This window comes from Peribacillus sp. FSL P2-0133 (assembly GCF_037975445.1).
Classification (GTDB): domain Bacteria; phylum Bacillota; class Bacilli; order Bacillales; family DSM-1321; genus Peribacillus; species Peribacillus simplex_E.
In genome coordinates this window covers 2,730,093-2,748,633 of record NZ_CP150254.1, presented here as the reverse complement: position 1 = coordinate 2,748,633, position 18,541 = coordinate 2,730,093, and the positions used below count along the sequence as shown (strand labels likewise).

The following is an 18,541-nucleotide window of genomic DNA, read 5'->3' as shown; positions in this document are numbered from 1 at the left end:
TCTATATTTGTATTGATTTAATAGTTCTGATTGTGGTAAGATTTGTAAAATTCTGATCATTTGGAGGAAGGTAGCTTGTCTAAGGAAATAATGAGTTACATTAACTGTCCAATGGTGAAAATTCCAGGGGGAGAAATAGAATTAAGGGACGACAGAATTAAAAGCAAATGGAAAGCTGAAATAAGACCATTCCTTCTTGCCCGTTATCCTGTTACTAGGGATTTCTACTATGATATTACAAATAAATCGCCTAATTCTTTTGATCGAGATTTAAAACCTGTTGTGAATATTTCTTGGAATGATGCAATTTCTTTTTGTAATCTACTTTCACGGAAAGCTGGACTGGGAGAGTGTTATTCTAAAAATGGTGAAAACATAGTTTGTGATTGGGAATCAAGCGGTTTTCGACTTCCTTCAGAAGCAGAGTGGCAATATGCATGTAAAGCTGGGACTGCTGGTTATAGATATGGTGATCTGAATAAGATTGCCTGGTATAACGAAAATTCAGGGGGCATAATCCATGAAGTAGGAACAAAGGAACCGAATCCATGGGGTTTGCATGATATGTTAGGGAATGTTTGGGAGTGGTGCTGGGATTTATATGATGAACAAGTGTACGGCACCTACCGTATTTTTCGAGGTGGTAGCTGGGCTGAGGATGCCAGGGGTTGTGGAGCTTCATGTCGTCGGCGCAGCCATCCGACATTTTGCATAGACGACCTAGGATTCCGTCTTGCCCGGTCTTTTTAACTTCAGCAATCAAGCCAACTTAATTCAAGGTTTTACAGTTTTACTAACGGATAACAGGAGTGAAAACAGAAAGATCAGCTGTATGTATTTGTGTTGAACCCCCAAAAAGAAGAAAGTTCAACAAAAAGGATCGATTAGAGATTAAATCCAGAAAAAAGAAGCCGTACTGCTATTCATATTTCTTTCCAGTTTTTTTGGTTGGATTCCGATTGTGAACAAAATAAAAAACCTGATAATTTTTCAGGTTTTTTAATATTTTCATCATTCGATTACCAGAGAAATGCGAGAAAAACTAAAGATGCAATTGCCCCAAAGGCAAATCCATTTGCAGCACCCCATCCAAATCCTGCATTAAAACCTCCATAACCAAACCCACCAAGGTTTCCGCCACCGTCAAATGGACGAATATATACACGGTTCGGTGTAACCCGGTGTATGATTCCCCGATGAACGGTTCCTCTACTTGTACGAATTTCAACCGGCCTTCCAACACCTTGCCTGCATTTATGATAATAATTATGATAACCCATTTTACACTCCCCTTGTCCGTCGATTATACATCGTATGCATTCGGGGACTAGCCTGCATGAATTAAATACCCACCAAACCTTTAAAAGTCTTTCCTATATTCCTTGTTAATGGTTAAACACACTTTGAAACCAAAGCATAAAATACATTTATACATGTACCAAAGGAGATTATGCCATGAACCACTCATACCAAGACGCACTAGCCATAATTGGAATTGAAGGGGCACACCCTGGTGGATTTGAACTGACTAAGCAGCTCTTGAAAAATGAAGAAATCGATCATACGTCAATAATCCTTGATGCCGGATGCGGGACTGGGCAAACCTCATCTTACTTGGCAAAAACGTTTCTTTGCCAAGTATCCGCGCTTGATAATCACCCAGAGATGGTGAAACATGCAAAAAAAAGATTCCAACAAGCTAACTTAAGCATTGACCTATATAAGGCTTCAATAGAAGAACTGCCTTTTGACAATCATTCTTTTGACTTTATCATAGCCGAATCAACGACTGCATTCACGGATATACAAAAATCGCTCCGTGAATTTTTCAGGGTCCTTAAACTAGAAGGAACTTTGTTATCCATTGATATGACAGCAGAAACCAGCCTTGATTCTGCCTCAAAAAAAGAAATCATGGACTTTTATAATTTAAGAGAATTATTGACGCAATCCGAATGGTTAAAGGCCTTCCAACAAAACGGATTTACAGATTTAAAAATCTTGAGATCGAGTACCGTCTTAGAGGAATTAATGAATTCTTCAGCATTAAATAGCCTCGTTCAGCCATTGAATGAATCCTTGGAACGAGTCATGGACGAACATTACCGCCTCATTCTATCTTATGGAAACAGCCTCGGATATAGAGTATACAGAGCAAGTAAAAAGTAGGGCATTTATTATGCATTATACAGTTCAATATTGTCAGGAATTTTGAACACAATAAAAAAACCTAGAACAAGTTCAAGGTTTAATGGGATGGTTCTGTTATCTTAGGCGATGATCTTTACACAATTTCGTCCATTCTTCTTTGCGGCATATAAGGCTTGGTCGGCCCGTGGCATCAATGTTTTGATGGATTGGCTTCGGTCACCAGCTTTAATTAAGACATGAGTCACCCCGAAACTACAGGAAACGGAAATCTTTTCTTCATTAACAACTGTAATGCTTTCAGATACCTTTTCCCTTATAATATCGGCCAACTCATATGCAGTGGCTAAAGCGGTGTCCGGCAAACATATGATAAATTCTTCACCGCCATAACGCCCCAATAAATCTCCTTCCCGAATGTGTTCCTTTGCAGTATTTGCAACAAGCGTTATGACCGCATCCCCTGCTTCATGTCCAAAAGTATCATTTACATCTTTGAAATGATCGATATCGAACATGATGACTGAAACACTGCCGCCTTCCATGCTTAGAGCATCGAATAACATTTCCGATTCATTAATGAAAAATGTTCTATTCAATATTTGGGTTAATCCATCCAAGCTGGCCAGTTGTTTCAACTTTTCCAGCATAAGCACTCTTTCAGTTACGTTGGCGAAGGTGATGATCTGTCCGATAGGCAGGTTACTTTTGTTGAGCACGGGTGAAAAACCAATATGGTAATGAACCAATTTACCATTTAGGCTGCAATTAAAATCACTGTCTTGCTTAAGTTCGATTATTTCGCTAAGATGATGATTCCCATTTAGCACACTTGTAATCGATTTACCTATGGAATGTTCATCCAACATGGGTATGACTTTGCGCATTCCATGGTTATAGTCAACAATCAAACCCTGTTGATTTAAAACGATGACACCCTCTTTCATACTTTCAAAGACAGTTTCCCGAGCGATCGGGGCTACATTGAACATTTGAAAAGTCAAAAGTGCCGCACCATGAAAGATAAACGTGATACTCATGGATACAGGACCAAGATCGATACCATATGAGCTTAATCCATTAATATAATAGTAATTTGCCATTATAGGAATAAGAAGACCTGCCACCATCATTGATATTTGCATCCTGAATCTGAATGAGGATTTTTTCACCTGCTTTAGCAATATGATTATACTTATCATGACACATAAAAAAAGAAATAGGGATTGGACGTAAAACCAAGGGCCCCCCACCAATTTTATAATTGGAAAAGGACTATCGCTTCTCAATTCCATTGATTTGTAATACAAGTGATGAAGGTCATTTGTATAATGCAAGAAGATGGTGATGAACGGAATGATGAAGAGCGCATATTGCCAAACCTTCTTAATTCTCTGCCCTATATATTCAATGCACATCAACAAAAGGAATACTGGGATGAATGGTAAGGCCAAGTACTCGACCCTTAACCAGAATATGATTTGTTCCAAAGATGTACTGGAAAGTTCGAAAGCATAGGAAAAAGTAAAAATGGAAGACAATAATGTCACGAGAATATAGGGTTTTGCTCCAGGTGCATCCTTGATCCTTAACTGTGCAAATAAACACAGGAAAAAGCTTAAAACACCTGCCATTATAACTACGAGTATGTATAACAATAATTCCCGTGGCAATGCGATCAACTCCGTTTAACAAAAAATATTTTTCCGTATATTATATAGCACTTTATGACTAGATGACCAGAGTTTATTCAGGGAATTCTGAGTTTTAATTGTCAGGTTTTTTTAAAACACGCCAAACTGGGAAGCTATTTATTAACTCCCCAAACCGCCGAACCTAAAATAACATCCAGTTTTCAAACATAAAACCCTGCTTCATCCCTTTGAATGTGAGTGGCAGGGTTTCCAATTAAATGAAATTAAACGAATTTTTAGATGCAGATTATACCTTCTCTGTTATTGCTGTGAATCGCTTTAAGAATGTGAGTATTTTTTGATAGACGGCAATTTCATTTTCTTTTTTGGAAAATCCATGTCCTTCATCTTCCAGAAGCATATAATCGACATCTCTTCCTTTATCCTTCAACGCTCGAACGATTTGATCTGATTCTGCTTTGACGACACGGGGATCGTTTGCTCCTTGAATGACAAGCATTGGCTTTATCATGGATTCTAAATAGGTGATAGGCGAAAACTCGATTAGTTTTTCTTTATCTTTTTCCGGATTTCCTACCCACTGATCCATGACTGGCTTCCAGTCTTCTGGAACGGAATTGATAAATGAGAAGAGGTTGGATGGTCCGAAAATATCGACAACCGCTTTAAAATAATCCGCATGACGACCGTGTAGCAGAAGTGCCATATACCCTCCGAAGCTTCCCCCCATCAATAGAATGTTACCTTTTTGTGCATGCCCTTGGTTAATGAGCCAATCAAGGCCGGCTACATTATCAAGTCTTGGTCCATTTCCCCAATCTCCCTCAACCATTTTCGTGAATTCCAAACCATATCCAGTAGAACCGCGGAAGTTTGGCGCAAAAATACTGTAACCGTGATTTAGGAAAAATTGAAATGATGCCCTAAAGGACTTCCGTTCTGCCGCTTGAGGACCTCCATGTGGCCAAAAAATGACTTCACCATTGTCGTTTTCCCTTTTTGCCCTAAAAAATAACGATTCGATCTCCAGGCCATCAAAGGAAGGGTATTTAATGATGTCCGGTTCAACCAATTCATTGGAATCGACGCCAGGAACAGTATATTTAGTTAATAATACCCACTCATCACCTGTTTTTTTATAGATATTATGAGGCTTTGTTGCGCTCATGCCAAATAAGTAAAGCGTGCCAGATGAAGCAACCTCAAGTTTATTAATGACGCTGCACGGGACGGGAATATTTCTCCAGCCTTCATTTTGCAGATTGAATTCATATAATTGATCCTCTACACCCTTTTGACTGGTTATATATAATAGTTGGTTCTCTTTACTATATTTAATGGCAGTAAAACTCTCATTCTCCAATTCTTTAACTTTACTGAATTTGTTTGTTTCAAGATTGTATGAAGCCAAATAGGTAAAGTCCGAATCATAATCAGTCAATAAATATATCATCGAATCCGAAACAAAAACACCATCATTCACTGTGTGTTGTTTCTCAGAGGGCGGAGTGAGCAGGATATCTTCGTTCCCTTTTTTTGCATAGAGAAGGGTATATGTATTAGCAAAGTGTTTATAGTAAAGTAAGGTTTCTTCATCTGGGCTGAAGCCAAATAAATAGGTCGCTGCGCCTTTCCCCTCCAGTACCAGCCTCTCCTGTCCTGATTCTAAATCTAAACAATAGGAATTCAGAAAGGAAGGATTTCCTCTGGATGTCGTGTAATAGAGCTTTTTACTGTCATTCGATAATTTTGGCATGAAATTACGTGTATTTTCATGATGGACGATTTCCTTCATTGTCCCGCCATTCAAAGGAACCCCGTAAAACTGGGTATTTTCATTGCCGTCTTGATCGAAACCAGCAATTATAAACCGGCTCTTCTTATCATATATCAGCTCTTGGCAGCTCTGATCAATGGATGTAAGCGGATATGGAAAAGAGTTTGGCAAATCCATTCCCCATAAATTATACTTGCCGCTCAAATTGGTACTGAAAACCAGATGTTTTTCATCTGGACTTACAGCAAAATCAGCAATGGAAAAGGTTCGTAAAAATTGCTCAACATCAGGTTTAGGAAAAGTGATCATTTTTGGCAACCCCTTACATTTATAATATAAAGAAAAATCCGTAATTAATTATACCATATTTTCCCTTCCAACAGCAGGTAAAATGAAATCTGGAAATTCACGATCGCCACTTCTTAAAAAATTACTGCCCTGATATAAGAATTAATCAGCTACGATCAAAACATCAAGATGTCTAGCTTCTCTTAGAAGACGAGCAACAATGGATCCACCCATAATTTCTTGCCATCTCGTTCTTGCTGATTGCCCTAAAATGACTTGTGTTGCTTTTTTAGTGAGTAATTGTTTCTTGATCTCCTTGACCACAGATTGCCTATCCCTCGTTGTATATAATTTAAAAACGCCTCCTAAGCGATGTGTAAGGCTTAGCAGTTTATCAAGTATCAATTTTTCATCAGTTCGCAGTTCATTTTGATGTTTGACGAAAATAACATACCAATTCGCTTTAAGTCGATAGGCTATACGAAACCCCCTTCTAATTAAACGCTCAGAATTCGCTCTAAGATCGACACAGACAAAAATCACTTCATCTTTTCTCCAAGGACCTCTTACTCCTTCCTTCCGTTTCATGGATTCTAATCTGTCATCCACATCATCCGCCAATTCTCGGAGCGCAAGTTCTCTCAAAGCTATAAGGTTCTGTGTCTTGAAGAAATGGCTAAGGGACTGTTCGACTTTATCCATGGCATAAATATTACCTTCCTCCATCCTTTTTCTGAGAGCATTTGGTGAGATATCGATCATCTCAAGTTCATCTGATAAGTGGAGAATGCTGTCAGGTACTGTTTCTCTTACGAAAACACCAGTAATTTGCTTCACACTATCTTTCAAGCTTTCTATATGTTGAATATTCATCGTGGAAATAACCGAAATTCCGGCTTCCAAAATGTTCATTGCATCTTGATATCTTTTTTGATTCTTGCTTCCCGGTACGTTCGTATGTGCTAATTCATCTATTAAGACCACTTCAGGATTCCGAATGATAATCGCATCTAGATCCATTTCCTCCAACATTACGTTTTTATATGGAATGAGTTTTTTCGGCAAGATTTCTAAATTTCCCACTTGGGCAGCTGTCTCTTTTCGCCCGTGTGTCTCCAATAATCCAATCACTACATCTATTTCATTTTCCTTCAATTGATTCGCTTCCCTAAGCATTGTATAGGTTTTTCCAACACCTGGAGCAGCTCCGAGATAAATCTTAAATGTCCCTCTTTTCACCCCTTCGACTTTTTCATGCAATTCATCAGGTGTGAGTCTGTGATATGGATTTCCACTACTTTTTTCCGTCTTTATTGCAGGGATGATTCTCTCACCAAATGCTTTAACCCTTTCTGCTACAATAAATACATCAATGTTCTTCGATTTTCTCAATATTTTATTGATAATGGAACCGTTGATCATCTCCTCCCACGGTGACTTTTTGGATTGGCCCAGGATAATTCGAGTTATATGATGACTCATGGAGAATCCAACTATTTCTTCTGCTATTTCGTCACCATTCATTGTAATCTCGATAAAACTCCCATTTAATTTATTGATCAGTTTTTGCATGGAGCTTTTAAAGGTTTCTTCCTCTTCTGATAGTTTTTTGGATAGTGGGATAAAGCTGGCGATTATAAGCTCTCCTCCCAACCGTTTGGCAATTTGCTCTCCTCTTCTTATTAATATGGAGCCATTCCAATGATATTGTACACAGACCAATATTCGTTCCGTGGCACCTGAAGGTCCCATTAACCCTTCTAGTTCCCTGTGTTCAGTTAGGTCATCTTCCACTTCTTCCGCTAAAAACCGAAGTGACAATTCCCTAAGGGTGGCAAGATTTCCGTTGTTGTAAAATTGTAACGTCCCTTCGTTTTTTTTACCGATTTCCCCATTTTGCAGACGTTTTAAAATGGCTTCTGGAGTGACGTCCAATAAACGTACTTCATCAGCCTTTGTCAAAGTATCTTCTGGAAGCGTAACCTCTACGTGAAGCGGCAGATTCAGCAATTGCTCTGCGACTTTCTTCACTCCTTTCAACTCATAAATATTTATCGTCGTAATGACACTGATTTCATTCTTAATTAATTCCATAACGTCTTCCAATCGGGTGGCGTTTTTTGAATTTATATGATTTTCATGAGCCAATCGATCAACTAAAACAACCTCCGGATTCCGTTTGTAAATCTTATCTAAATCAAGATCCTGTTCTACGTGTCCATTTCGCTCCCATTCTATAATCGGGATAAGTTCTAGACTGCCTAATTGCTTAAGTGTCTCAGGACTGCAGGACTTATTGACGACCCCGACAACTACATCAATCCCACGTTTCTTCATTTCATTTCCTTCAAGAAGCAATTGATAAGTCTTGCCTGAACCGGTTACAGCTCCAAGTATGATTTTCAGCCGTCCCCTTTTGATATTGGAAATCGACTCTTTAATTTCATTTGGTGTTTTCCTTCGAAACTGTTCCGACATATAACCACCTCCAATTATTGTTCTATATCAAAAGTTGAGTCTACTAAACTCTCCAAATCTTCATTATTTCAATTTGTCCAATGCCATATTCAACTCCAAAACATTAATTCGCGGTTCACCAAAAATTCCAAGCGATCGGCTGCTCGTATGTTTTTCCACAAGAAGATATACCTTTTTTTCAGATAATCCCCTTTCATGAGCAATACGGGAAACCTGAACCTTCGCGCCATCAGGAGAAATGTTGGGGTCAAGCCCTGACCCCGAATTTGTCATTAAATCAGATGGTATGTCTGCTTTATCGACAGTAGGGTTTTCTTCTAAAAATTTTGAAATATCCTTTTTTGTCCGATCAAAGAGCTCCTCATTTGAAGGAGAATAGTTTAACGTACCTGAATTAGCTGCATCATATTCAATAGATGAAACACGACCTTGAAAGTACCGAGAATCTTTAAACGATTGGCCGATCATTTCGGAACCGATTATTTCTCCCGATTCATTCTTAATTAAACTGCCCTCTGCTTTTGCGGACATCGTCAACTGTGCCAGGCCTGTCATCAGCACCGGATAGGCCACTCCACATATGAGAAGAAGCACAATAACCAAACGTAAGTTTTTTAACATGGAATTCCACCCTTAATTTATATTTTTACACCACTCTTAACACGACAAGAAGTAAATCAATCACTTTAATTCCAATGAAGGGAACTAACACTCCCCCCACTCCATAAAGGGCCAAATTCCTCTTCAACAATCTTGTAGCGCTCATAGGAACATATTTAACCCCTTTCATTGCCAACGGTATTAGCAATGGAATGATAATGGCGTTAAATATTAAAGCTGATAATATGGCACTTTGTGGTGTTGCTAAACCCATAATGTTCAGGGCTTTCATTTGAGGTATCGCCAACATGAACATGGCTGGGATTATCGCAAAATATTTAGCTACATCATTCGCGATGCTAAAGGTTGTCAATGCCCCCCGGGTCATGAGCAACTGTTTCCCAATGGATACTACTTCAATGATTTTTGTGGGATTTGAATCTAAATCCACCATATTAGCGGCTTCCTTCGCCGCGTTTGTTCCTGTATTCATCGCCAACCCTACATCTGCTTGTGCCAATGCAGGGGCATCGTTTGTGCCATCTCCAGTCATAGCAACAAGCTTGCCCTCCGCTTGTTCCCGCTTGATGACGGAGATTTTATCCTCCGGCTTAGCTTCTGCGATAAAATCATCGACACCTGCTTCTTTGGCAATAGTTGCAGCAGTTAAAGGGTTATCCCCCGTGCACATTATGCTTTTAATCCCCATTTTCCTTAACTCATCAAATCGTTCCTTCATGCCTGGTTTCACTGTATCTTTCAAGTAGATTGTGCCAAGTATACGGTTTCCCTCTGTGACAACCAGTGGGGTACCGCCTTTTTTGGCCACTTCATCACAAGTATCTTTTAAACCGGCTGGCACTTCTCCCCCTTGATGCTCTATATATTTCATGATCGTATCAACCGCACCTTTTCGGATCCTTTTCCCATCAGAAAAATCAGTTCCGCTCATTCTGGTTTCAGCTGTAAATTCAATTCCTACCGAACCGGTTTTATTCAGCGTATTTTCAGGCAACCCGATTTTTTTGGCGAATTCCACAACGGAACGGCCCTCAGGGGTATCATCATGTAAAGATGCGTATACGGCATATTGGGTAAGCTCCTCCTGACTAATACCGCTAGCCGGTATTAAGTCAGAGGCCATGCGGTTTCCATGTGTTATCGTTCCTGTTTTATCAAGGATGATTGTATTGATATCACCAGCGGCTTCCACAGATTTTCCAGACTTCGCAATAACATTGAATTGTGTCACCCTATCCATCCCCGCTATTCCTATAGCTGAGAGCAAACCGCCTATCGTTGTGGGGATCAAGCAAACCAGTAAAGCTACAAGTGTAGCGATGGGTAAGGTAACGTGTATATATGATGCAATTGGCACAAGCGTCGTACATACAAGCAAAAAGATAATGGTCAAGCTGACCAGAAGTGTACCCAGTGCGATTTCATTCGGTGTTTTTTGCCTTTTAGCTCCTTCCACCAAATTAATCATCCGATCAAGGAATGATTCACCAGGATCTGCACTGACTTTAACTTTGATATAATCACTAATAACTTTTGTTCCGCCTGTTACTGAACTGAAATCTCCACCAGGTTCTTTTATTACGGAAGCTGATTCACCCGTGATCGCTGATTCATCTATGGCAGCCACTCCTTCGATGATTTCTCCATCGGTTGGTATTAAATCGTTTGCCTCCACTAAAACAATATCGCCTTTACGTAAATGCAAGGCATCGACTATTTTTATGGAACCATCTTTCTGGATTAACCTTGCTTTTGTATCCTGCTTTGTCTTTTTCAGGCTATTAGCTTGTGCTTTTCCGCGTCCCTCAGCAAGAGCTTCCGCAAAATTAGCGAAAATGATCGTTACAAATAAAATGATGGTTACTGCAACGTTATACCCCCTGTCAGCTATTCCACCAAAAATTTCAGGGAATATAGACAGAATTAAGGTAATGACAAATCCCACTTCAACAACAAACATGACTGGATTGCGAGCCATGACTTTTGGATTCAATTTCTTGAGTGCATCTTTACCTGCCTCATAAACAATGCTCTTATTTAAATTTGCAATTCGCTCTGTACTCATTTGGAATGCTCCTTTTCAACATTTATCTAATCGAAAGCCATTCAGCAATTGGTCCAAGTGCCATTATGGGAAAGAAGGTCAAAGCTCCTATAATTAAAACCGTTGCTAACAGAATGACAAGGAAGGTACCATTATCCGTTTTGAATGTTCCCATTGTCTCAGGAACACGTTTCTTTACCAGTAATGATCCTGCGACCGCAATCATTGCGAACATGGAAAAGTAACGGCCGAACAACATGACTAAACCGGTGGAAATATTCCAAAAAGGTGTATTGTCACCTAAGCCTTCAAAACCGGAACCATTATTGGCAGCAGAAGAGGTAAACTCATAAACTACTTGAGAAATACCATGAAAGCCAGGATTTGAAATAGCTGCTGATCCCATTTGTGTCGCTAAAGCGATGGCGGATGGAACTAATATGATCAATGGGTGGAGTAGAATGGCTATAGCTATTAATTTCATCTCCTGCCCTTCAATCTTCTTACCCAAAAACTCAGGTGTACGTCCCACCATAAGGCCGGCAAGAAATACAGCCATTATTGAATACATGAGAATGTTGATTGTCCCCACACCTTCTCCGCCAAATACACAATTCACCATCATCATTGCCAGTGGAGCTATACTTCCCAGAGGCGTTAGGGTATCATGCATATTATTTACCGACCCTGTAGTGGCCGCTGTAGTGATGCTAGTGAATAATGCACTCTGAGCTACCCCGAAACGAACCTCCTTCCCTTCCATACTCCCATTCTCTTGTGAAAGGCCTATTTGCTCTAAAGATGGATTACCATTTTTTTCATTAAAATAAGTCATGCCCAAGAAGAGAAGTAGCATGAGTCCCATCGCTGAAAATAAGATCCAGCCTTGCTTCTTATTTCTCGCCATATATCCAAACGTCAACGGAAGGGCAGCAGGTATAAGGAACATGGATATTATTTCTAATACATTAGTGAAACCATTAGGATTTTCAAATGGATGGGCTGAGTTAACCCCAAAGAACCCTCCTCCGTTTGTACCTATGTGCTTAATCGATTCCAGTGCCGCTACAGGTCCCCTTGCTATATTTTGGGTTGCTCCTTCTAATGTTGTCGCAATTGCAGTAGGGCTAAATGTTTGCGGAACCCCTTGGGACACAAGGATTAAACCAATCAAAATCGATAAGGGAAGCAGCACTCGGGTAATCGTACGGATTAAATCCACATAGAAGTTTCCTAGATTCCTCTGACCAGTTAACCCTCTAAAGAAAGCCATACACATTGAAAGGCCTGTAGCGGGGGTCGTGAACATCAGGAATATGATTACTGCCATTTGAGATAAATATGACAGGCCCGATTCCCCGCTATAATGCTGTAAATTGGTATTCGTAAGGAAACTTGCAGCGGTATTGAATGCCAGCAATGGCTCCATGCCGTCTACATCACTGGGGTTGCCTGGTAACTCCCCTTGGAAACGAAGGATCATATAAGAGATAAAGAACATCACTAAATTACTCAATAACAGGGCCTTGGCGTACTGCTGCCAAGTCATATCATGCGTCTTAATTCCGGACAGTTTATAGATATAACGTTCCATACTTCCAAAAATGCGATCTTGTTTCGTTATTTCAAGAGAATAAACACTCGTTAAATACTTAGCCAATGGCACGGCTAATATTACCGCAATTGCCAATACCACAACGATTTGTAAAAAATCCATTTGCAATTCCTCCGATAGTAACCATTAGTATTTTTCCGGATATATTAAGGCATGTATTAAATACAGTGTAACCGCTCCGACGATGATCATTAAAAACATCACGCTACTCACCCTCATTTGCTATGACTTTATTACAAAAATGAATGAACCCTAAAAAGAGAATAAACGGTGTAACCATTAGTAAAATTGTTATCACATCCATTTTGTATCACTCCTCCCACACAGCTACTAAAAACTTTTATTCCGATCCACCTCCTTAAAAGGTAAGTATCTTAATCTAGAAGACCTTTTGCTAAAAAACTAAAACCATGGTTTCAATCGTTTACATCCCTTATCTTTGAATGAAATTGGATAATCTCTTTCGTTTTTTAAACACTTTGACTTTTCTCAGGCAGAGGAAAACGTCAGTTAAGGCAAAAAAAATAGACCAATGCTTACTTTCCCCCAGTACAGCTGCCCTGCTCAAATAAATCCTTATTCTTACAGCGTCACGAGCTTTGACGCATCAGAAAAAGAAAAGATATGCAGAAGCAAACATATAGTTGGAGAAAAAGTAATCATTGGTCTACTTAACGCCCAGCAAGCCAAAAAGCTTACTTTGCGATCCGTCTTCCAAGAAACCTTTTCAATTATAGGCATAATAAAAAGACCTACGGAAATGTCAGATTGCCATTTTGCTATAGCATAACAAAAAAGCCTCCTGAAACAAGGTGGTCTTATGACCTCCTTCGCTTTAGCCGACGAAGTTAGCTGACGGGTAGGATGGCGAAAGAGTATCTCATCCCTTCTGCAAATGCAGAATTAACCCCAAAAATAGTGGGTCCTCCGTTCTCAATCACTTGAGATTTGGCCGGTATCAAATTGTATTTCTTGAGGTTATTGTACGCTCCTCACCGAAGGTTTGTAAACTCAAATAAATCTTTAAAAACCTTCATATTCGTTCATTACAGACCATATTTAACCATTTAAGCTACAAGAGTGCTTTATTTCTTTAAAACACTAACTATTTCGCATTTTTCTAAAGTTTTACAAACTGTTATTGACAAGAACTCAAACCTGGCATTATGATAAACCCCATAAATTGGTCAGGTAATTGGAGGCATTATGATAAATACAAAAAAAAGGCTTGAAGCTGAAATAAGTGAAGCATTCATTAAGTTCCAGCGCGAATTGATTGGAAGAGGACCTCAAGAAACTAAAACGTATATTATCAATGATATGTTGATAACCCGTTTCAAGGGTGTTCTGACTGTTGAGGAAAAGCACCTTGTAAGTCACAATTCCGGTAAAAAACTTGTAAAGAAAATGCGTTCGCTGCTTCGTGAAATGTACACGAAGGATTACGAAAAAATTGTTGAAGATCATACCGGATGTAAGGTTCTTTCTTCTCACAGTGATATAAGCACCAAAACAGGTGAAAGAATTGAAGTTTTCATAATGGATAAGGATTTAGAACGTCTTTTTGAAACGATCAAGTAAAAAAGCTATAAAGTTACGATTCTACCAAACAAATATTACAGTAAATTATTTCAAAAGAACTTTATATGAAGAAAACATCAGTGGGACGACAAATATTACTGCCCCTTCTCTGATGTTTATTGTTCTTTTAAATAAAAGGTAAAATCACCAATCATGAAAAACAGTTTGGTTATTCCAACTTAATACACTATAAAAGTATACGGATATTCAGGTTCTTCACTCCTATTCCTATCATCAATATGAGATACGGGATGTTCGCTTTGAATGGCGGATGGATGATTTTCCTGAAACTTGTATCCATTCATCTTCATAAAACCCATATGTATTCGTCACACAATACACAATAGTATGAATCATAAACTTAACAACAATAAAAGGTATATCAAAATATAACTTTTGAGGAAATAGTGATAAGGAGACATGAAGAAATGGTTTTTCAGTATATGCAGGAAGATAATGGCATTGGTCGGTCATAAGTTTTGTCATCCGTTAGAGAGATTTGAAATCTTGTTTACATAAAAAAACCTGAGAGCACGGTGCTCTCAGGTTTTTAAAATCAATCGATATATCTTCTTGCTCCGGCATATTCCTCTCCGTATCCGGATGTTTTAATTTCATCTATCCTTACATGTGTTGAGCTGTTAGGCGAATGGATCATTTTGCCGTCACCAATAAATATTCCGACATGATGGACCTTTCCTTTCCCTTTATCATGGGCAAAAAATAGTAGATCACCTGGCTGAAGATTTTCTTGTTCCACCTTTTTGCCATATTGCGCCTGAATGGAAGAGTCCCTTGGGATCGTTATTCCATTAGCATGGTACATTGTATAGGTAAATCCAGAACAGTCAAATCCAAATCCGGACATTCCAGCCCAGAGGTAAGGAAGCCCTAAAAATCCCTTTCCTGTTTCAACGATGTCCTTACCGGTTGGAGCTGGTATTTGATTTTCATTTTGATAGACGGAAACATCCTGCTTTTCTATCCATTTTGCTCCATTACTTAGTGTCATCACCTTTACTTTATCCTTTTTAACCTGCAATATCGGGAGGCGGGTATCGAAGCTGACCTCCATGAATTTGGACCGAAGTTTCGAATCCGAATAAAGCCAAGTCTTCGGGGCATTTACAAGGGCAAATCCTCGTTTAAATTGCTTCTCAAAAGAATTTCCGTCTTTTAATTGTGCCTTTGGCATCCATCCTGGATAACCAATATCATTTCGGGGCGTCGGTTGATTGGCAACGGCTACTTTCACCCATTCACCCCTTTCTTCTAAAATCGTCACTTTTGAACCATATAAAGCTTGTGTTTCCAGGTTACCCACAAGCCACAGCTTGTCTTCATAATTCATCGAGCCGATCCAGGCATTCAAATCAACGGGATTCGATGATGAAGAAGCATCGATATCCCTTAATAATCCCGGCTCCGTCCAAAGAGTGGCCACGGCTACATCCACATAGGCAATTCTCTCCTTCTCTCTTGAACTAGCTTCATTGGGACTGAATACTAAAATACTAAGAGCAAATAAAGATAGCACTACAACGGTTAACCTTTGCAAAATAATCACCCTTTCGAAATAGTTTTTATTAGTAAAAAACACTATTGTATTAATAGTGTTTTTTCAACAGATTATTTCAGCCCTTGATAAGGCTCATATTTTGCATACATATCTTTTCGGCGATTACGATCCTTGAAAGTGGTCGCCGCACCATTCTTTCGATTCTCATATAGTTCGTCCATATCGACCGTACCGGTAATGATTGTATGTTCATTCATTACCGCCTCGGCTACTATTCCATTTGCTGGCCAAGCGCTGTCACAGGGGCTAAGTATACTGGCGCGGCCGTATCCGTTCGGCAGCGGTGTCCCTGGTTCACCAACAGTGGGGCAATGAACAAAATATACCTGATTCTCGATTGCACGTGCATGTGCGCAATGGCGTACCCGCCAAAAACCAGCCTCAGTAAATGTGTATGATGGGCAAAAAATGATGTCGGCCCCATTCACAGATAATATCCTTGAAATTTCAGGTATCTCCGCTTCATAACATACCGCTATTCCTATTTTAACCGGACCTACGGAGTAAACTTCCAGATCATCACCTTCAGAAGTATGCCAATTCGCTTCAGCAGGAAAGATATGAGTTTTTTTATGCTCAACGACCGATCCATCTTTATCAAAAATGTATGCGATATTGAAGTATTCATTTTCGCGGCGTTCCATATGCGTGCCCGCAATGATGACCTGCTTTCTTTTTCTGGAAAGTGAACTGAAAAGATCTTTGTATTGATTGGTATATTCATCAATCCTGATAACGGACGAAGCATCTTGTTCTCCAAAGGCCGCTGATAACCCGATGGTTAACAGTTCAGGAAAAATGATATAATCCGAGTTTTCGGGAACTTGGGTGATCAAGTCCTCTACTTGTTTCTGAAATTCATTGAAATTTGACACTTTTTCTACTCGAAATTGACAAGCCGTTATTTTAATTTTCACAAAACCCCTCCCAAATCATGCTTTTTATTCCATTAGCCTTGTTAAAAGAAATTAGGATATCTTGTCCAGATCATTCATTTCGGTCTGTTGCATAGAGATATGTTTAGTCAGTGCACTTACAATGAATGTTACTAGAATATTAAACAACAAAGCTATGACGCCTGTACTGATATCATTAATTACATGTGGAATATCCGGCAGGAATGTAGCAACCTTCACATCTGCAATTGTCGCATATAAAACAATCAGGACGCCTGCCAATATCCCTGCCATTGCACCATACTTATTGATTATATTGGTTTTTGGTAAACTGCAAAACAACGAAGGTGCCAGTTGTGTAATTAAACTGTATGACATGATATTCAAGATGGCCAAAGCCTCGCCGCCTGTTACCGTTACAATTAAAGCAATGATTGAGATACCGATGATGATGATCCTGGAGACAATCAATTGATGTGTTTCAGTCGCAGCAGGGACGAGAACTTTGTAAAAGCTATTTGTCAGACCTACTGATGCAGCCATTAGCATGACTGAAGCAGGTACTAGGGCCGTCAATAACCCTGCAGCTCCGATAACCCCTATCACCCATGGATCGAATGTTTGAATCGCCAGCCTTAAAAGTGAGAGATCCCCATCAGCCCCTTGCAAACCCGGGATTTCCAAGATGGCTGTAAATCCGATGAAAAAAACGAATAGCAGTAACAATGTGTATAAGGGTAAAGCAATCGCATTTTTGCGAAGGGTCCTTTCCCCATTGGACGATAAAACGACCATGAATGTTTGTGGCAGCAAATAAAATCCTAGTGCATTCAGCAAAACGGTGGACACAAACCAGGACTGACTCAATCCCTGATCTGCCAAAACCAACATTTCCGGTTTAGCAGCTTGGACGGTCTCGAACATTGGCTGTATGCCTCCGAAGTAATGAAATGGAATGTAAATCCCTAAAAAGATAACGACCACCAAGATCATGAAATCTTTCAGTATGGCTGTCCATGCTGATCCATGAATGCCTGAAATCATTACATAGGTAGTTACGACAACAGCACCGATGACACTTGCAGCAACTGGAGAAATTGCTCCGTAAGATGCCTCGGAAACAATGATACCTAATCCTTTGAGCTGTATGACTATGTACGGCACGAGGGCTAAGCTTCCCAATACAGCTACGATCATCCCCATTGTCCTGCTCTTATATTTAGATGCAAAATACTCTGGCTGAGAGATAATGGAATGGCGTTTTGAATATCTCCATATTTTAGGGACGAGCCAATATGATAGGACGTAGGCTAAGAAAATATAGGCGGGAACATAATAAGCAGCGGCACCTTTTGAGTAAGCCCACCCACTTCCGCCCAGGAATGTAAAAGTTGTATAAATTTCACCTGCTATCAAGAGAAAAATGAAGAATGTACCGAAGCCCCTGCCCCCTACGGCAAATTGCTCCATGTCCATATCCTTCCCTTTTCTTGCTTTTATTCCTAAATAAAGTGCCAGAACCAAGAAGATGGAAATGATGAGTAATGATATATTCATTCAGAATCACTCCCTTTATTATCAGGATCGAACTTATAGACAATCATTAAGATGATCGATGCCATGACCATCCAAAATGCAACCCAAAATAACAAAAAAGGCATACCCAATATGTACGGTTCTATTTTATTAGCATAGGGCAATAAACCTAAGAACCCTATAAATGGAACAAAAAGCAATAGCTTAATAGCATCCAAATTATACCCTCCCCTAATTAGGCTCCGAACATGGATGTATCACCATCAGTCAAGCCTAGTTTCAAACTGAACTGATGGTTTGATAGCATCCGTGGCTTACTGTCA

The 18,541-nt window shown here is 39.6% G+C and carries 14 protein-coding genes and 1 riboswitch; of the genes, 3 read left to right on the top strand and 11 right to left on the bottom strand.

Annotated features, from left to right (window positions below; translation table 11 throughout):
* The first annotated feature begins 111 nt into the window (after positions 1–111).
* On the top strand, positions 112–750 hold the full coding sequence (locus MKY17_RS13190; protein ID WP_339202376.1) for an SUMF1/EgtB/PvdO family nonheme iron enzyme: 639 nt from the start codon (positions 112–114) through the stop codon (positions 748–750).
* Between the two features lie 269 nt (positions 751–1,019).
* Here the strand turns inward: MKY17_RS13190 and MKY17_RS13185 are convergent, their stop codons facing one another.
* Positions 1,020–1,280: a hypothetical protein gene (locus tag MKY17_RS13185; RefSeq protein WP_098372242.1), complete on the bottom strand. Its 261-nt coding sequence runs from the start codon at positions 1,278–1,280 to the stop codon at positions 1,020–1,022.
* A gap of 175 nt (positions 1,281–1,455) precedes the next feature.
* Here MKY17_RS13185 and MKY17_RS13180 point away from each other — a divergent pair, with 175 nt between their 5' ends.
* Complete coding sequence (locus MKY17_RS13180; RefSeq protein ID WP_339202145.1) at positions 1,456–2,169, top strand: methyltransferase domain-containing protein; 714 nt, start codon at positions 1,456–1,458, stop codon at positions 2,167–2,169.
* Positions 2,170–2,270: 101 nt separating this feature from the next.
* Here MKY17_RS13180 and MKY17_RS13175 read toward each other — a convergent pair whose 3' ends face one another.
* The 6 genes from MKY17_RS13175 to kdpA all read right to left on the bottom strand — a co-directional run bounded on the left by MKY17_RS13175 (position 2,271) and on the right by kdpA (position 12,728).
* Positions 2,271–3,821, bottom strand: a complete 1,551-nt coding sequence (locus MKY17_RS13175; protein ID WP_339202143.1) for a histidine kinase N-terminal 7TM domain-containing protein — start codon at positions 3,819–3,821, stop codon at positions 2,271–2,273.
* A 268-nt stretch (positions 3,822–4,089) separates the two neighbouring features.
* Positions 4,090–5,889 (bottom strand): S9 family peptidase, encoded by a 1,800-nt coding sequence (locus MKY17_RS13170; protein WP_339202140.1) that lies wholly within the window; start codon positions 5,887–5,889, stop codon positions 4,090–4,092.
* A 141-nt stretch (positions 5,890–6,030) separates the two neighbouring features.
* Positions 6,031–8,346, bottom strand: coding sequence for a histidine kinase (locus tag MKY17_RS13165; protein WP_339202138.1), 2,316 nt, complete (start codon positions 8,344–8,346; stop codon positions 6,031–6,033).
* 63 nt (positions 8,347–8,409) lie between these two features.
* Positions 8,410–8,967 carry a potassium-transporting ATPase subunit KdpC gene (gene kdpC / locus MKY17_RS13160; protein ID WP_339202136.1) on the bottom strand — a complete coding sequence of 186 codons (558 nt, stop codon included), beginning with the start codon at positions 8,965–8,967 and terminating at the stop codon, positions 8,410–8,412.
* A gap of 25 nt (positions 8,968–8,992) precedes the next feature.
* Complete coding sequence (gene kdpB, locus MKY17_RS13155; protein WP_339202133.1) at positions 8,993–11,032, bottom strand: potassium-transporting ATPase subunit KdpB; 2,040 nt, start codon at positions 11,030–11,032, stop codon at positions 8,993–8,995.
* A gap of 22 nt (positions 11,033–11,054) precedes the next feature.
* A complete protein-coding gene (gene kdpA / locus MKY17_RS13150) occupies positions 11,055–12,728 on the bottom strand; it encodes a potassium-transporting ATPase subunit KdpA (protein WP_339202131.1) in 1,674 nt (557 codons plus the stop codon).
* Positions 12,729–13,448: 720 nt separating this feature from the next.
* Positions 13,449–13,590: riboswitch (cyclic di-AMP (ydaO/yuaA leader) on the bottom strand.
* A gap of 242 nt (positions 13,591–13,832) precedes the next feature.
* Between kdpA and MKY17_RS13145 the strand changes: the two genes are divergently transcribed.
* Entirely contained in the window at positions 13,833–14,207 is a 375-nt protein-coding gene (locus MKY17_RS13145; protein WP_179086106.1) for a DUF2294 domain-containing protein, read from the top strand.
* A 556-nt stretch (positions 14,208–14,763) separates the two neighbouring features.
* On the opposite strand, the gene MKY17_RS13140 is transcribed toward MKY17_RS13145, so the two are convergent.
* From MKY17_RS13140 to MKY17_RS13125, 4 genes are all read right to left on the bottom strand, one after another.
* Positions 14,764–15,765 (bottom strand): C40 family peptidase, encoded by a 1,002-nt coding sequence (locus MKY17_RS13140; RefSeq protein WP_339202128.1) that lies wholly within the window; start codon positions 15,763–15,765, stop codon positions 14,764–14,766.
* Positions 15,766–15,836: 71 nt separating this feature from the next.
* Positions 15,837–16,703, bottom strand: a complete 867-nt coding sequence (locus MKY17_RS13135) for a carbon-nitrogen hydrolase family protein (RefSeq protein ID WP_339202125.1) — start codon at positions 16,701–16,703, stop codon at positions 15,837–15,839.
* 51 nt (positions 16,704–16,754) lie between these two features.
* Positions 16,755–18,239, bottom strand: coding sequence for a sodium:solute symporter family protein (locus MKY17_RS13130; protein ID WP_098372231.1), 1,485 nt, complete (start codon positions 18,237–18,239; stop codon positions 16,755–16,757).
* Complete coding sequence (locus tag MKY17_RS13125) at positions 18,236–18,436, bottom strand: DUF3311 domain-containing protein (RefSeq protein ID WP_095393819.1); 201 nt, start codon at positions 18,434–18,436, stop codon at positions 18,236–18,238. Before MKY17_RS13125 ends, MKY17_RS13130 begins: the two co-directional genes overlap by 4 nt.
* Positions 18,437–18,541 lie beyond the last annotated feature (105 nt).

Bases quoted from the DNA above. Each gene is read 5' to 3' on its own strand.
- MKY17_RS13165 (WP_339202138.1), bottom strand. From the start codon at position 8,346: ATGTCGGAACAGTTTCGAAGGAAAACACCAAATGAAATTAAAGAGTCG.
- kdpA (WP_339202131.1), bottom strand. From the start codon at position 12,728: ATGGATTTTTTACAAATCGTTGTGGTATTGGCAATTGCGGTAATATTA.
- MKY17_RS13145 (WP_179086106.1), top strand. From the start codon at position 13,833: ATGATAAATACAAAAAAAAGGCTTGAAGCTGAAATAAGTGAAGCATTC.
- kdpC (WP_339202136.1), bottom strand. From the start codon at position 8,967: ATGTTAAAAAACTTACGTTTGGTTATTGTGCTTCTTCTCATATGTGGA.
- MKY17_RS13170 (WP_339202140.1), bottom strand. From the start codon at position 5,889: ATGATCACTTTTCCTAAACCTGATGTTGAGCAATTTTTACGAACCTTT.
- MKY17_RS13185 (WP_098372242.1), bottom strand. From the start codon at position 1,280: ATGGGTTATCATAATTATTATCATAAATGCAGGCAAGGTGTTGGAAGG.
- MKY17_RS13190 (WP_339202376.1), top strand. From the start codon at position 112: ATGGTGAAAATTCCAGGGGGAGAAATAGAATTAAGGGACGACAGAATT.
- MKY17_RS13180 (WP_339202145.1), top strand. From the start codon at position 1,456: ATGAACCACTCATACCAAGACGCACTAGCCATAATTGGAATTGAAGGG.
- MKY17_RS13130 (WP_098372231.1), bottom strand. From the start codon at position 18,239: ATGAATATATCATTACTCATCATTTCCATCTTCTTGGTTCTGGCACTT.
- kdpB (WP_339202133.1), bottom strand. From the start codon at position 11,032: ATGAGTACAGAGCGAATTGCAAATTTAAATAAGAGCATTGTTTATGAG.